The 18,940-nt window shown below is 39.8% G+C and carries 1 protein-coding gene (only partly in view); it reads right to left on the reverse strand.

This entire window lies inside a single protein-coding gene on the reverse strand: locus tag KFE69_12210, encoding a DUF4347 domain-containing protein. The 68,121-nt coding sequence extends 25,354 nt beyond the window's left edge and 23,827 nt beyond its right edge, so the window shows coding positions 23,828–42,767, spanning codon 7,943 (partial) through codon 14,256 (partial); reading right to left, the first codon wholly in view occupies window positions 18,936–18,938. The start codon and the stop codon both lie outside this window.

Genomic DNA, 18,940 nt, shown 5'->3' on the forward strand with positions numbered 1-18,940 from the left:
TCACTATCTATTTCACCATCAATATCTGCACCAATTTGTCCCCATGAAGTACCATTATATTCGTAAACACGGACATGGCCTTGATTCACTCCGCTACCATCATTTGAACTGGCACCAATAGCTACACGTGAACCGCTAGCATTAAAGTCAATTGATGCACCACTGAAATCACCAGCTGCTTCACCAACAATAGCTGAACCTAATATATTCCAACTAGAACCATCCCACTCAAAAATACGTACCTGACCATTACTAGCGCCTGCAGGCTCACCAATAGCTACTCGAGTACCATCAATACTTAAAGTAACACTTCTACCTGTTTGAGCAGATACACCAGTACCATCAATATCAGCTCCCATCTGATTCCAGCTTGAGCCATCCCATTCGAAAATTTGTACTTGACCACTATCAACACCATTACTATCACTAAAGACAGCACCAACAGCCATACGACTACCATCGCCATTTAATGAGACTGACCAACCGAATCGATCACCTAATGCTTGAGCATCAATATCTGAATCTAATTGTTCAAAGTCTATTAATTCTAATACTGGTGCATCATTAACACCAATTACATTAACAAACGTTGATAAGCCAATTTCACCAGTATCATCACCACCATTAGCTGTACCACCATTATCTTGTAAGCTAACAATCTCGATTTCTCTTAAACCATTTGTTGGGTTTTCACTAGTATTTTGATAGCTTAACGTATCAATAACATTATCTATAGCTGCTTCAGAGGCACCACTATGCGTTAAAGTGATTGTCGCAACACCTGCAGCATATGAGATACCAATAGTAAATCCATTTGTTGTTGGCCCTAAAGAGACTGATGATTTTGTAATATCAACTCCATAACCATCAATAACTAAAGATTCATAAGCAATATCAGAGATCTGAGATACTTCAAGAGTCAATGTTGTAATCGTTTGCCCTGATTCAACCGTTGAGGTAACTGTATTATCAAAAATCAAATCAACTGCTGGGTCGCCTTCAGTATAATCAACTGCTGTTGTATATACTTTAACTTCCCCACTATCTAAACCACCACTATCATTTAAAGGCGCACCAACAACAAAGCGTGTACCATCATCATTAATTGCAAGCGCATGACCAAAGTTATCTCCAGCAGCTTGACCATCGAGATCATTACCATGTGCCCATTCAACCCCATCCCACTGATAAACTCTTACTTGACCTGCATTAACACCATTATCATCATTAAACGGCGCACCAATCACTAGGCGATTACCAATTGAATCTAATGATACAGAGAAACCACTTTGATCATTTGCTAACTCCCCATCAATATCACTACCGACTTGATTCCAAGCTGAGCCATCCCAATCATAGACTCTTACCTGACCTGAATTTGCGCCATTATCATCATTGAAAACAGCACCGATGGCAACGCGAGTTCCATCAGCACTTAATGAAACTGAATAGCCAGATGAATCACCACTTGCTTCACCAACTATATCTAAACCTAATTGAACCCATGCTGAGCCATCCCACTGATAAACTTTTGTATAACCTTCATTACCCGTTCCAATTGCACCAATAGCAACTGTATTACCATCATCACTTAATGAAGTTGACCAGCCTAAGATATCTAAAGCTATATTACCATCAAGATCTAGGCCACGTTGTACCCAGCTGCCAGCAATTAAATCATAAATACGTGCATGACCTGCAAATAAGCCTGCATCAGCATTTTCTATAGCACCAATTGCAAGCGTTGTACCAGCTGCATCTAAAGTCACAGAAAAACCACTTCGATCACTTGCTACTTCACCATCAATATCTAAACCTACTTGTGTCCAAACACCTGCAATTAATTCAAAGACACGAACATGACCACTATCAACACCATTTCCATCATTAAATGAAGCACCAATTGCAATACGACTACCATCTGAGTTTAATGAAATACTATCGCCAAAACTATCACCTATGACCTCAGCATCTAACTGACTACCAATTTGAACCCAACCAATACCATTAAACTCATATATTCTAACAAATTCATTCACTAGTGAGCTTAATGCCATGCGTGTGCCATCGCCAGAAATCGATACAGCATAGCCCGTTTGATTACCTGGGCCAATATTGATATCATTTGCCAAGTCAACTGCTGTATCAGTAATTAAGGTTGGTTCATCGTTAACTGATATGATATCAATAAATATCGTTGCGACATTTGATTGAGCATCACCATCATTGACATAGAAATCTACTTGACGTTGTGTTGCATCAGGGTTATCTGAAGTATTTTCATAACGAACCGTTGCTAATAATTGCTCATATTCTGACTTAGTAACATCATTAACAGTATCTGAAGTAAAGGTAATTGTATCACCAGAGATCACACCGGTAACACCAATTGAGGTTGCAAATGTGGTGTTAAAAGTTAAAACATCTTCAGCTGCCTGATAACCTGAAGAGATTGTAACTGTTGCTGACTCCATAAAGTCATCATCAGCATCAGTAATTGAAAACTCTGGATGAAGTACGGTTACTAGATCATTTTCTGTATAAGTAATCGTCTCTTGTAATGAAACCAGTTCAAAGACTCTAACATGGCCAGCATTGTTACCGACGCCATCATTTAACCTTGCGGCAATAGCAACACGCGTACCATCAGAACTAATTGTTGCAACATGCCCAGAGAAATCACTCGCTGCCTCACCATTAATATTAATACCAATCTGAACCCAATCTGAACCATCCCAGTCATAAACTCTAACCTGACCTGCATCTAAGGCCGTAGCATCATTGGTTTGTGCGCCGACTACCAAACGCTCACCATCACTGCTTAGTGATACATAAGAACCTGTATCTTCACCGGCTTCAGTCCCAATAATATCTGTACCTGTTTGTACCCATGCTACACCATTCCAGTCGAACACCTGCACAAAGCCTTCATTAGTACCTACTCCAACATCATAGCCAACACCACCGATTGCAAGGCGATTACCATCTGAATTTAATGAAACACTAAAGCCATACTGGACACCTGCTGCTGGCCCATCAAAGTCAGTACCAACTTGCATCCAATCTGAACCATTGAAATCAAAGACTCGTACTTGACCACTATCAACACCATTGGCATCACTGAATCTTGCAGCAATTGCAATACGATTACCATCAGCTGTAAATGAAAGGCCTTTTTGATCTGCTAATTGATCACTTGCTACACCATCAATATCACTGCCTAATTGTACCCAGGCACTACCATTATATTCATAAATTCTGACATGACCTGCATTAGCACCAGCACCGTCATTATATGGTGCACTAACGGCTAATCGCGTACCATCGCTATTTAAATAAACTGAAGAACCGAGGCCATCACCTGAAGCTTCACCAATGATTTTAGCGCCAACTAAGTTCCAAGAAGAACCATCCCAACTATAAACGCTAGCAGAACCATTAGTTGACTCATCTCCAGGTGCGCCAATGGCAACTGTGAGACCATCGCTACTTAAAGATACGCTCTGGCCTAGAATATCTATCGCATTATCACCATCAATATCTGCACCCATTTGATTCCAAGCTGAACCATCCCATTGATAAATACGAACCTGACCTGCTGATAAGCCTCCTGCATCATTTTCAGGTGCACCAATCGCTACAATTGTGCCGTTTTCATTAAAGGCAACAGAACTACCACTTTCATCATCAGCAGCTTCACCATCAATATCTAAACCTAACTGTTGGAAATCGATTAAAGCTAAATCTGGGGCATCATTAACTGCTGTAATATCGATTAAGACCGTTGCAACATTTGATTGTGCATCACCATCATTAACATAGAAGTCAACTTGTCGTTGTGTTACATCAGGGTTATCTGATATATTTTCATAACGAACGGTTGCTAATAACTGTTCATACTCTGACTTAGTAACATCTTCAACTACATCTGATGTAAAGGTAATTGTATCACCGGAGATCACACCTGTAACACCAATTGAGGTTGCAAATGTAGTATCAAAAGTTAAGGCATCTTCGCTTGCTTGATATCCTGAAGAAATTACAACCGTTGCTGACTCCATAAAGTCATCATCAACATCGGTAACACCAAAGTCTAACTGTAATGCTACTTCTCCATCATTTTCTGTATAGGTAATATTTGATAATACAGCGGTTGTAAATTCATATACTCTTACCGTACCTTCATCTTGAGGCCAGTCTCCAACAAATGGATTATCAGCTAATTTACTTGCAAGTGGAGAGCCAACAATAAAGCGAGTACCATCTCGACTAACCGCAACATTAGCACCATAAAAATCAGTTTCATAGTTTCCTGTTAATGTTCTATTCATCGCTACCCAAGTGACACCGTCAAAATCATAGACTTGAACTAAACCTACATCTGCATCTCCATCAATGTCTAAATCAGTAGAGCTAACAACAAGTCTTAGACCATCACTACTCAGTGAGACACTTGAACCTGTTGCATAATCTGCACCTACCTGAATATTTGAACCAATTTGATTCCAGCTTGAACCATCCCATTGATAAACTTCAACTCTACCTGTATCAGCTCCAAGAGTATCAATTCCTGGTGTACCAATAGCTAATGTATTACCATCTGCACTGAGTGATACACTTGACCCCAGAGCATCACTGGCATTAGTGCCGTTAAAATCACTACCAACTTGTACCCAAGCTGCACCATTCCACTCATAGACACGTACTTGACCACTATTACTAGCAACATCATCATTTCCAGCTTCACCTAATGCAATACGACGACCATCATCACTTAATGCAATAGAAACTAAATTTTGTGATGCACTTTGACCTACAATCGTACCACCAAGTTGATTCCAACTTGAACCATCCCAAGTGTATAAGTTAGTATAGCCACTATCATCACTACTTCTGGCTGATACAGCCAATGTTAAGCCATCTGCACTTAATGCAATTTCACGAGCGAACGCATCATTTGCAGATGCACCGTCAAGCTCTAAGCCCATTTGCACCCAACTACTGCCATCCCACTGAAATACTTTTACACTCCCTGTATCAGTTCCACCATCATCTTTTAGTTCTGTTCCTACCGCTAGGATAGTACCATCTGCACTTAAAGCTATACTACGAGAGAACTGATCATCTGGGTTATCACCAATTAAATCTGAGCCAACTTGGTTCCATGATGAACCATCCCACTCATAAACTCGTGCTATCCCTTTATTAGCATTCGGATCAAATAATAGTTGAGAACCATATTCTCTTGGTAGGCCAACAGCAATACGATCACCATCGCTAGAAATTGCAACAGCAGTACCTAAAAATGATGCATTATTAGGCCCTTGAATCTCTGAACCTAATTGCTCATAATTGATGAAAGCTAAGTTTGGTGAATCATTAACCGGTGTAATATCAATCAATATCGTTGCAACATTTGATTGAAGATCACCATCATTAACATAGAAGTCAACTTGACGTTGTGTTGCATCAGGGTCTTCTGATGTATTTTCATAACGCACTGTTGCTAATAGTTGTTCATACTCAGACTTAGTCACATCATTAACTACATCTGAGCTAAAGGTAATTGTATTACCAACTATATTACCAGTAACACCGATTGAGGTTGCAAATGTTGTATCATAAGTTAAGACATCTTCAGCTGCCTGATAACCTGAAGAAATAACAACCGTTGCTGATTCCATAAAGTTATCATCAACATCAGTAATTGAAAATTCAGGATGAATCACTGTTGCTGGATCATTTTCTGTATAGGCAAGTGTTTCTTGTAATGAAACTAGCTCAAAAATTCTAACATGGCCTGCGTTATTACCCGCATCATCATTAAAAGGTGCACCAATGGCAACTCGACTGCCATCACTACTAATCGAAATTGAAGCACCACTACTATCAACTGCTGCTTCTCCATCGATATCCATACCACCTATTTGTATCCAATCTGTTCCATTAAAGTCATAAATACGTACATGACCACTACCTAAACCATTACCATCATTAGAACTTGCACCAATCGCTATTCGAGAACCATCTCCAATTAATGAAATTGAATTTCCACTACTATCATTATCTAATTCACCATCTATGTCCGTACCTACTTGTACCCAAACTGAACCATTCCAATCGAAAACACGAACATGACCACGAAGTGAACCACCACCATCATTAAAAAGTGCACTAATGGCAACACGATTACCATCTGAAGTTAATGAGACTGAAGCTCCACTACTATCACCTGCTGCCTCGCCATCTATATCTAATCCTAATTGTATCCAAGCTGAACCATTATATCGATAAATACGTACATGGCCGCTATCTGCACCATTGCCATCATTAGTTCGAGAGCCAATAGCAACTGTACTTCCATCTGTACTTAATGAAATTGCAAGCCCACTTTGATCTCCTGCTGCTTCGCCATCTAGGTCTACCCCTACTTGTACCCAATTGCTTCCATCCCAATCAAAAATTCGTACATGACCAGAATCTATGCCATTAACTCCATCATTTAAATGAGCACCAATAGCAACCCTTGAGCCATCAGAGTTCATAGCAACAGAATAACCACTACTATCTCCTGCTGCTTCACCACTGATATCTGCTCCTACCTGCATCCAAGCTGAACCATTATATTCAAAAATTCGTACATGGCCACTTGAACTACCAGTATCATCATTAAAGATTGCACCAATGGCAACTCGGTTTCCATCATCACTTAAAGATACTGAGAAACCACTCCAGTCATCTGCTGCTTCTCCATCAATATCAGAACCCAATTGCGTCCAAACACCTGCAATTAATTCATAAATACGTACATGACCACTATTATTACCATTACCATCATTTGTAAATGCACCAACTGCTGCACGAGTTCCATCACTACTTAGTGATACTGAGCTACCACTACCATCATCTGCCGCTTCACCATCAATATCTGAGCCTAATTGCTCAAAATCAATCAATTCTAAAACTGGTGGGTTATTAACGCCTGCAACATTAATCAATACGGTTGCTATATTCGATACATCATCACCATCATCAACCGTATAATGTACCTCACGTGGTGTCGTATCTGGATCCATAGATGTATTTTCATAACTAATCGTTGCAAATAAAGCCTCATACTCTGCCTTGGTAACTGTATTTGCCACATCTGAAGTAAAGTTAATCACATTGCCAACTACATTACCGGTAACCCCAATTGTGGTTGCAAGCACACTACTAAATGATAAGACATCTTCAGCACCATTATAAGTTGCAAGTGTCATTGAAACTATTGCTGATTCCATAAAGTCATCATCAGCATCAGTAATTGAGAACTCATCATAAATTGGGACAACACCATCGCCTTCGCTATAGCTGACTGTCTCAGAAATTGAAACAAATTCAAAAATTCTGACATGTCCTGCATTGTTACCAGCATCATCATTCCATACCGAGCTAATTGCAACACGCTTACCATCAGCACTAATCTCTGCAATATAGCCAGATAAATCAGCTGCAGTTTCACCATTAATATTAACGCTTACTTGTACCCAATCTGTACCATTAAAGTCATAAATACGAACTTGACCAGCATCTATGCCATTATCATCATTACCAGTAGCGCCAACTACCAAACGTTGACCGTCAGAACTCAATGAAACATGCCCTCCAGCAAGTTCACCGCCAATATTACCAATAATATCCGAACCTACTTGAACCCAGGCAGCTCCATTCCAATCAAACGTTTGGACATACCCTTCATTTGTATCACCTGGTCCGACATCATATGAAATCCCGCCAATTGCAAGACGATTACCATCTGAACTTAACGATACACTAAACCCATACTGTTCACCTGCAGCTGAACCATCTAAATTTAAACCTGCTTGGACCCAATTGGCACCATCGAAATCATAAACACGAACTTGACCACTATCGATACCATTGACATCGCTAAATCTTTCTGCAACTGCAATTCGATTACCATCAGCTGTAAATGCAATACCTTTTTGATCAGCTAATAAACCACCGGTAGGTAAACCATCAATATCACCACCAAGTTGAATCCATGCATTACCATCATATTCATATACTCTTATATGACCTAAATCTACACCTGCACCATCATTAGATGGACCACTAATTGCTAATCGAGTACCATCATCATTTAAATAAACTGTTGAACCAAAGTTATCGCCTGCTGCTTCACCAACAATCTTAGCGCCAACTAAATTCCAACTTGATCCATCCCAATTATAAACACTAACTGAACCATTCACTAAATCAACTGGTGAGCCAATAGCTACAGTTAAACCATCACTACTTAATGAAACACTATAACCTGTATTATCTAATGCACTGTCGCCATCAATATCGGCACCTAATTGATTCCAGCTTGAACCATCCCATTGGAAAATACGAACATGGCCAGCTTGAGCACCACCAGCATCATTTTCAGCTGCTCCAATAGCAACAATACTACCATCTGCACTAAATGAAACTGAATAACCACTTTCGTCATCTACTGCTTCACCATCAATATCTGCACCTAGCTGTTGTGCTGCAATAATTAAGTCTAAATCTGGTGCATTATTAACTGCAGTAACATCAATCATCACCGTAGCAATATTTGAATTAGCATCGCCATCATTAACAAGATATTCAACAACACGCTGAGTGGTATCTGGGTTACTTGAGGTATTTTCATAAGTGACGGTTGCCAATAATAACTCATACTCTGATTTGGTTACTGTGTTAACTGTATCTGAAGTAAACGTTAATACGCCATTAAAGAAGTTACCGCTTACACCAATTGAAGTTGCATAGGTAGTATTAAATGCTAAATAATCTTCACCACCTTGATAAGTTGCTGGCGTAATTGTAACTGTTGCTGACTCCATAAAGTCATCATCAATATCGGTAATTGAGAATTCATCATAAATTACAATATCACCATCACCTTCGTTATAGCTTATTGTCTCAGAAATTGAAACTAATTCATAAACTCTTACATGACCTGCATTACTACCTGTATCAGCATTTAATGCTGCGCCAATTACAACTCTTTTACCGTCAGCACTTAATACAACACTTGAGCCACTTCGATCACCTGCAGCTTCACCAACGATGTCGCTACCACCGATTAAAACCCAATCTAAGGTAGAACCATTCCAGTCATAAATACGTACATGACCACTATCTGAACCATTTGCATTATTAAATGGTCCACCAATGGCTAAGCGCTCACCATCAGAACTTAAAGACATATAATAACTATCATCACCAACACCATCACCTGGAATTTCTGTTCCTGCTTGAACCCAATTTGTACCGTTCCAATCATAGACATAAGTATAACCAACTAAATTTCCACCAGGTCCACCATCAAAGCGATCTTCACCAATTGCAACACGATTACCATCAGCACTAATTGACACTGTAATACCAAATCGACCTTCAAAATTAGCACCATCAATAGTAGCACCAACCTGAGTCCAATTAGTTCCATCCCAATCATAAATAACGGCTTGACCAGAATTTGTATCACCCACATCATTTAAAGGTCGCCCAACGATAATTCGGTTACCATCAGAGCTCATAGCAACCACACCACTTTCATCACCAGCTAATGCGTCAATATCAAGCCCTCGTTGATTCCAGCTTGAGCCATCCCAATCATAAATTCTAACATGACCTGCTGATGCATTATTAAACGTTGCACCAATTGCAACAGTAAACCCATCTGCACTCATTGAAATGTGTGAACCCGACTCATCATTTGCAGCTTCACCATCAATATCTAAACCTAATTGATTCCAACTTGAACCATCCCACTCAAATACTCGAACATGACCTGCAGTTAAAGCCGCACCATCATTTAGATCTGCACCGATGGCAATACGCATGCCATCATCACTCATAGCTACAGCTGTCCCTGAATTATCACCTGCTAACTCACCATCAATGTCACTACCAACTTGAACCCAGTTAGTACCGTTCCAGTCAAATACTCGAGCATGTCCCGCATTAGGCCCTGTACCATCATTTAATGCTGCTCCCACTACAATACGACTACCATCAAGATTGGTTGCAACACTTATACCAAAGCGATCCTCTGCAGCTTCTGCATCAATATCACTTCCTAATTGTTGTAGTAAATTAACTAAACTTAAATCTGGTGCATCATTAACCGCTACAACGTCAATTAATACCGTTGCAAGATTTGACTGAAGGTCACCATCATTAACATAAAAATCAACGCTTCGTTGTAAAGTTGATGGATTATCTGAAGTATTATGATAAGTCACTGAAGCTAATGCTTGTTCATATGCCAACTTCGTATCCGTACCAATTAAAGTTAATATACCAGTAATAGAATTAAACGTTCCTGTAATATTAACTGTATCAACAAATGTAAGCCTATCTTCACCTTGAACATAATTGCCAGTAATTGCAATGGTTGCACTTTCCATATCGGTATCATCTGGATCAGTAATTGAAAACTCTGGATGAATAACCATTACTGGATCATTTTCTGTATAAGTAATCGTTTCTAATACTGAGACCAAATCATAGACACGTACTTGACCACTGATAAAACCATTATCATCATTGCCATTTGAACCAATAACTAAACGCTTACCATCTAAGCTTAGTGAAACTGAAATACCACTTTGATCACCTAAAGCTTCACCATCAATATCCATACCACCGATTTGCTGCCAATTAGAACCATCCCAGTCATAAACTCTCACATGGCCACTATCTGCCCCATTACCATCATTATATAATGCGCCAATTGCTAAACGTTGACCATCTGCGCTTAGAGAAACTGAACGGCCACTTTGATCACCTGCAGCTTCACCATCTAAATCAGAGCCAATTTGTGTCCAAACACCAGCAATTAATTCATAAACACGCACATGGCCACTATTAGCACCACCATCATCATTAAATCTCGCACCAATTGCTACACGAGAACCATCGGCACTTAAAGCAATTGAATAACCACTTTCATCATCTGCTGCCTCACCATCAATATCAGCACCAACTTGAACCCAGCTAGAGCCACTCCAATCATAAATGCGAACATGACCGCTAGTTGCACCACCAGCATCATTACCAGTTGCACCAATCGCTACGCGAGTACCACTTGCATTGAAAGAAACAGAAGAACCACTTTCATCATCAACAGCTTCACCATCAATATCTAGGCCTAACTGTATCCAATTAGTTCCATTATATTCATAAATTTGTACATGACCAACATTAGAACCAATATCGTCATTACTATTAGCACCAATCGCTACGCGAGTACCATCTGAATTTAAGTCAACTGACCAACCAGCAGAATTTGCAGGATCTTCACCGTCAATATCTACACCCAACTGATTCCAGCTTGAACCATCCCATTCAAATATACGTACATGACCACTATTAACACCATTATCAGCATTACTAATCGCACCAATAGCAACACGAGTACCATCTGCATTTAATGAAACTGAATGACCACTTCGATCCCCTGCAGCCTCACCATCAATATCAGCACCCATCTGTGCCCAAACACCGGCAATTAATTCATAAATGCGTACATGACCACTTAAAGCACCATTACCCGCATTTTCATGCGCGCCAATGGCAATACGTGTACCATCTGCATTGGCTGAGACTGACCAACCACTTTGATCATTTGCAGCCTCACCATGAATATCTGCACCTAATTGCTCAAAATCAATCAATTCTAACTCTGGTGCATCAGTAGCTGCTGTAATATCAATATTAACCGTTGCAACATTAGACTGATCATCACCATCGTTGACATAGAAGTCAACTTGTCTTTGTGAGGTTGATGGATTATCTGAAATATTTTCATACGTAATACTAGCTAGTGCAGCTTCATAGGCAGCTTTTGTATCTGTTCCTATTAAGGTTAAAACTCCTGTAGTTGCTGACCAAATACCTGTAATATTTGCAGTATTAGTAAAGTTTAATATATCCTCACCACTGACAAAGTTACTAGTAATTGCAATCGTTGCACTTTCCATATCGGTATCATCAAGATCACTAACTGAGAACTCTGGATGTATAATTGTTGCTGGATCATTTTCAGTATAAGCTAATGTCTCTAATACTGAGACTAATTCATACACTCTAACGTGACCGCTTTGTGCACCACCATCACCATTTAATGTAGCTCCAATTGCAACTCGAGCACCATCTGCACTTAATGAAACAGCAACAGCACTATTATCACCTGCTGCTTCACCATCGATATCCATACCACCAATTTGAGCCCAGTCAGTGCCATTGAAATCATAAATACGCACATGGCCTGAATCTATACCATTACCATCATTTAAATAAGCACCTATAGCTATACGTTCACCATCTTCGCTTATAGAAACCGATGCACCGCTTCGATCTCCTGCAGCTTCACCATCAATATCACTACCAACCTGATTCCAAGCACTACCATCCCAATCATAAATACGCACATGACCAGAAGCTGCACCTGCATCAGCATTTAACCATGCACCAATAACAACTCGCGAACCATCTGCATTAAGAGCCATAGATATACCTGACCCATCACCTGCATTCTCTCCATCAATATCTAAACCAAGTTGACTCCAGTCAGAACCATTCCATTCATAAATACGTACATGACCACTATCGGCACCATTACCATCATTTAATATTCCACCAATCGCTACACGTTTACCATCTGAACTAAGTGAAACTCTTCCTGCAAAGTCATTTGCACTCTCTCCATCAATATCCGAGCCCATTTGCACCCAAGCTGTGCCATTAAACTGATAAATTCTAACATGACCACTGTCTACACCATTACCGTCATTACCAATTGCACCAATTGCAAGTGTACTTCCATCATTACTTAATGAAATAGAAAAGCCGCTATTATCATCTGCTGCTTCACCATCAATATCACTACCAACCTGATTCCAAGCTGAACTATCCCAATCATAAATACGTACATGGCCTGCATCACTGCCATTACCATCATTATCAGACCCACCAATAGCAACTCGAGAACCATTTGCACTTAATGAAATTGAATAACCACTAATATCACTCGCAGCTTCACCAGCAATAGCCAACCCTAATTGATTCCAAGCACTACCATCCCATTCAAAGATACGCACATGACCACTATTTAAACCACCGTCATCATTTAGCCAAGAGCCAACAGCCATTCTTTGACCATCTGAACTTAAAGAAACCGAACGTCCACTTTGATCTCCAGCTGCATCACCGGCAATATCTAAACCTAATTGTTCAAAATCAATCAAATCTAACTCTGGCGCATCATTCACCGCTGTCATATTAATTGTAACAGTCGCTATATTAGATTGACTATCACCATCATTGACCGTAAATTGAACTGTTCTTTGTAAAATTGATAAATCATCTGAAGTATTTTCATAGGTAATTGATGCTAAAGCTGATTCATAAGCTGCTTTTGTATCGGTTCCAACTAAGTTTAAAATACCCGTAGATGAATCATAACTACCTGAAATATTAGCCGTATTAGTAAAGCTTAAGAAGTCCTCTCCTTGAGTAAAGTTACCAGTAATAGCAATTGTTGCACTTTCCATATCTGTATCATCAACATCAGAGACATCAAATTCAGTTGCAAGAATTACTGCGCCATCATTTTCTGTATAATTTAATGATGACGTAACTGAAGTTAATTCAAATACTCTAACTAAACCACTTTGAAGCCCAATAATACCATCATGTAAATGAGCACCAATAGCGACATGCTCACCATCACCACTCATTGCAACATCAAAACCAAAAATTTCATCAGTTGCAGGGCCATCAATATCGAAACCAATTTGCACCCAATCTGAGCCATCCCAGTCATAAATTCTTACATGGCCTGCTTGTGTACCATTGATATTATCATTTTTCCCAGCACCAATAGCTAATCTTAAGCCATCTGCACTGAATGAAATACTGTTTCCTGATTCATCCGTTGCAGCTTCACCATCAATATCAGAACCGATTTGAATCCAGTTTGCACCATTAAACTCATAAACACGAACATGCCCTGAATTTGCACCATTTCCATCATTGAAAATTGCACCAATGGCAACACGAGAACCATCAGCTGATAAAGTAACACTACTACCAGATTGATCCTGGTTGGCTTCACCGTCAATATCAAGACCGACTTGAACCCAAGCTGTACCATTCCAATCATAAAGACGCACATGACCTCTATTGGCACCTGCATCATCATTTAATGTCGCACCAATTGCAACACGATTACCATCAGCTGATAATGCAACACTATTACCAAAATTATCACCTATAGCTTCACCATCTAAGTCAAGCCCTAATTGATTCCAAGCACTACCATCCCATTCAAAGATGCGCGTATGTCCCTGACCAGAATTATTTTCAACAGCGCCAACAGCTAAACGGCTACCATCTGAGTTTAAGGCAACACTGCCACCAAATTCATCGCCTGCTGCCTCACCATCTAAATCTATTCCAAGTTGATTCCAAGCACTACCATCCCACTCATAAACGCGTACATGACCACTATCAGCACCATTACCATCATTAAAATCTGCGCCAATCGCTAAGCGTAATCCATCAGAGCTAAGTGAAATACTATTACCAGATTGATCAAAAGCTGCCTCACCATCAATATCAGCGCCTGCTTGAACCCAATTAGTACCATCCCAATCAAAGACTCTAACATGACCACTACTTGCACCATTACCATCATTTAAATGTGATGCAACTGCAACTCTTGAACCATCTAAACTCATGCTCACTGCACGGCCTAATCGATCATCTGCTGCTTCAGCTTGAATATCTGCACCTTGTTGATTAAAGATAATAAATTCAACCTCTGGTGGGTCATTAACCGCTGTAATGTCAATTCTAGTTGTTGCAGCAGTTGATAATGCATCACCATCATCAACAAAGAAAGAGACTGTTCTTTGATTCGTATCTGGCGTATCTGAATTATTTTGATAAGTAACAGAAGCAAGCGCTATCTCATAATTTTCTTTACTATCAGTACCTGATAAGACTAAGACACCCGTTGTCGCATTCCATACACCTGTAATTGAAGCTGTATCACTAAAGTCTAATACATCCTCACCTTGAACATAATTATTAGTAATTGCAATTGTTGCGCTTTCCATATCCGCATCATCAAAATCAAGAATTGAGAATTGTGGATGCAATGTTTGCGCACCATCACCTTCTGTATAATCTAATGATGGTATAGGTGATGAAGTTGGATCAACATCTAAAATTGTAATATCAAATACACGCACCTGACCATTCGATGCAGCACCTTGCTCGCCAATGGCAAGTCGCGTACCATCACCACTTAAGCTAACATCCTGACCTGATAAGTCTCCTGCAGCTTGACCATCAATATCGACAGCCCACTGAACCCAACTAGTACCATTCCAATGATAGATACGCGAATGACCACTACTAAAACCACCACCATCATTACTTTTAGCACCAATAACAACGATTGAACCATCAGCACTGATATCAATTGAACCATTTGTTAATGTATCATCATCAGCTTCACCTTCAATAATTGCACCACGTTGCACCCAAGAGGCACCATCCCAATCATAAATGACAGCATAACCACTATCAACTGTACCTGTCGCATGACGCTTAGTTAAAATAGCAATACTATCACCATCTGCAGTAATTGCCACATCTGAACCTAACTCATCAGAATTAGCTAAACCTTCAATATCTAAGCCACGTTGTACCCAAGCGATACCATCCCAATCATAGACTCTTGCCTGACCTCGGTTAAGACCGCCTGCATCATTTAAATCTTCACCAACAACAACTGTTGTACCATCACCATTTAGATCAACACCACGTATAGAACTTGTTTCTGAAGCTTCACCATAAATATCAGCACCACGTTGTTGCCAATTAAAGCCATCCCAATAGAATAAGCGTAATTGACCTGTTTGTGCACCTGGACCTGAGTGTAATAACGCACTAATCGCAACAACATTACCATCTGAACTGAAACTAAGGCCAGTACCTGATAGATCAAAGTCAGCATCGCCATCAATATCGCTACCGCGTTGTACCCAATTAGAGCCATCCCAATCAAAGATACGCACATGACCACGATTATTACCACCAGCATCATTAGCAATTGCAGAAATTGCAACTGAGTCACCTGTGGCACTTAATACAACCTTATTACCTGAGTTATCGCCTGCTGCTTCACCATCGATATCATTACCACGTTGCACCCAATTTGTGCCATCCCAATCATAAATACGTACATGACCACTATTAGCGCCATTACCATCATTATTGCTAGCACCAACAGCCAATACTGTACCACTAGCATTAAATGATACCGCATCACCAAATACATCTGATGCTGCCTCTCCTACTATATCAGCACCGACTTGCTCAAAGTCGACTAATTCAACTGAAGGGTCATTATTCACTGCATTAACGGTTAAATTAATCGTTGCAACATTTGAGTCATCATCGCCATCATTAACAACAAACTCAATGATACGATTTGTTGTATCTGGATCTGCTTTATTATTTAGGAATTCTACTGTCGCTAATAATGACTCATACTCTGCAATTGTTGCAGTACCTGTAAATAATAATTCACCGGTAGAACCAACATAGAATGAAGAAGAAATACCTAATGACGTAGCTAGTGATACACTAAAGTCTAAATAATCACCTTGCTGGAAGTTAGTAATTGTCACTGTAGCACTTTCCATATTGGTATCATCAACATCAATAATTGAAATCTCAGGATAAAGTACAACAGGCCCACCCCCTTCTGTATACGTTGCGCTCTCTAGCGTTGAAATTAAATCAAATACACGGACACTACCGCCATCACTACCTGGTGCATCATCATTAAATGGCGCACCTGCAAAGACTCGCGTACCATCGGCTGATAAGACAACACTACGACCTAGTTTATCTTCAGCTGCTTCACCATCAATATCAGAACCTGCAACCGTATTGATACCTAATAATGTCCAATCTGAACTATCAGGATTCCATTCATAAATACGTACCTGACCGCTATTTGAGCCGTTACCATCATTTTCACTGGCACCAATTGCTAAGCGAGAACCATCTTCACTTAAAGAAACAGACCAACCCGACCAATCATCAGCAGCCTCTCCATCAATATCTGAGCCTAGTTGATTCCAAGTAGCACCATCCCATTCAAATACTCTTACATGACCACTATCTGGTGCACTTCCATCATTTTGAATTGCACCAATAGCTAATGTTGTTCCATCATCACTTAAATCAATCGAATGCCCACTTAGATCATTTAATGCTTCACCATCAATATCTGAGCCTAGTTGATTCCAAGCTGCACCATCCCATTCAAATACTCTAACATGACCGCTTTCATTAGCAGTACCATCATTATTTCTTGCACTAATGGCAACTCGCATGCCATCTGCACTTAAATCAACAGCCCAACCACTAAAGTCATTTGCAGCTTCACCATCAATATCTAAGCCAACTTGATTCCAACTTGAACCGTCCCAATTAAAGATACGCACATGACCACTATCAGCTGCAAAATCATCATTTGATCTGGCACCTATGGCAACCGTATTACCATCTGAACTGATAGAAACTGCATGGCCACTTTGATCACCTGCAACTTCACCATCAATATCTAAACCAACTTGACTCCAACTTGAACCATCCCACTCAAATATTCTTGCATGCCCCTGAAGTGCATTATTTCCATAAGCACCAATAATAACACGCGAACCATCTGCATTCATCGCAACTGAAAAACCACTTAAATCACCGGCAGCTTCTCCATCAATATCACTACCTAACTGCGTCCAAACACCTAACTGTAGCTCATAAATTCTAACATGCCCTGTCGTACCATTATTACCTGGCGCACCTATGACAATGCGACTACCATCATCACTTGCATCGATTGAAACACCGCTTATATCACTGCCTGCTTCACCGTCGATATCACTACCCACTTGATCGAACTTAACAAAACCTAACTCAGGCGCATCATTAACTGGGCTAATTGTAATACTGATATTATCAATATCACTTTGTATACCACCTGTACCTGTCTCGCCTAAATCATTCGTATCAATGGTTAATGTATCAGCTCCATTATAATTATCATCTGGAGAATAAATTAAACCGTTTAAGGCATTATTAATATCTACAATCGTACCACTGAAGGTCATTGAACCTTCACCATTACCACCACTACTAAAGGTTAAACCTGTTACTTGTGATAAAGTTAAAATACCGTTTAATACCGACAATGATACTTCAGCATTAGTAGCATCATCATCTGAAATACTAATTAAATTACTATTACCTACATTAAAGACTAAGTCGGTATCTTCAGGCGTATTTTGTGCACCTGGCACACTATTAACTGGTGGGTCATTAACTGCTGCAACATCAATTAATACTGCCACTGTATTTGACTGATCATCTCCATCATTAACATAGAAGTCAACTTGTCTTTGTAACGTTGATGGATTCTCTGATAAGTTTTCATAAGTCACTGATGCAAGAGCTAATTGATAATTTGCTTTGCTATCGGCTCCGGTTAAGACCAAAGTACCTGTTGCTGCAGTCCATGTTCCAGTTATTGTACCTGTATCAACAAACGCTAGAACATCTTCACCATTAACATAATTACCACTAATGACAATCGTTGCACTTTCCATATTGGTATCATCAATATCAGTAATTGAGAATTCTGGATAAATAATTGTTGCTGGGTCATTCTCTGTATAACTGATTGTCTCTTGAATAGATGCTAATTGATAAACACGCACATGACCTGAATCAGCACCATTACCATCATTTTGAAATGCGCCAATTGCTAATTGTAAACCATCTGCAGTTAAAGCAATGGCAAAACCGCTTTGAT

The sequence above is a fragment of the bacterium SCSIO 12844 genome, assembly GCA_024397935.1.
Lineage (GTDB): Bacteria > Pseudomonadota > Gammaproteobacteria > Francisellales > Francisellaceae > M0027.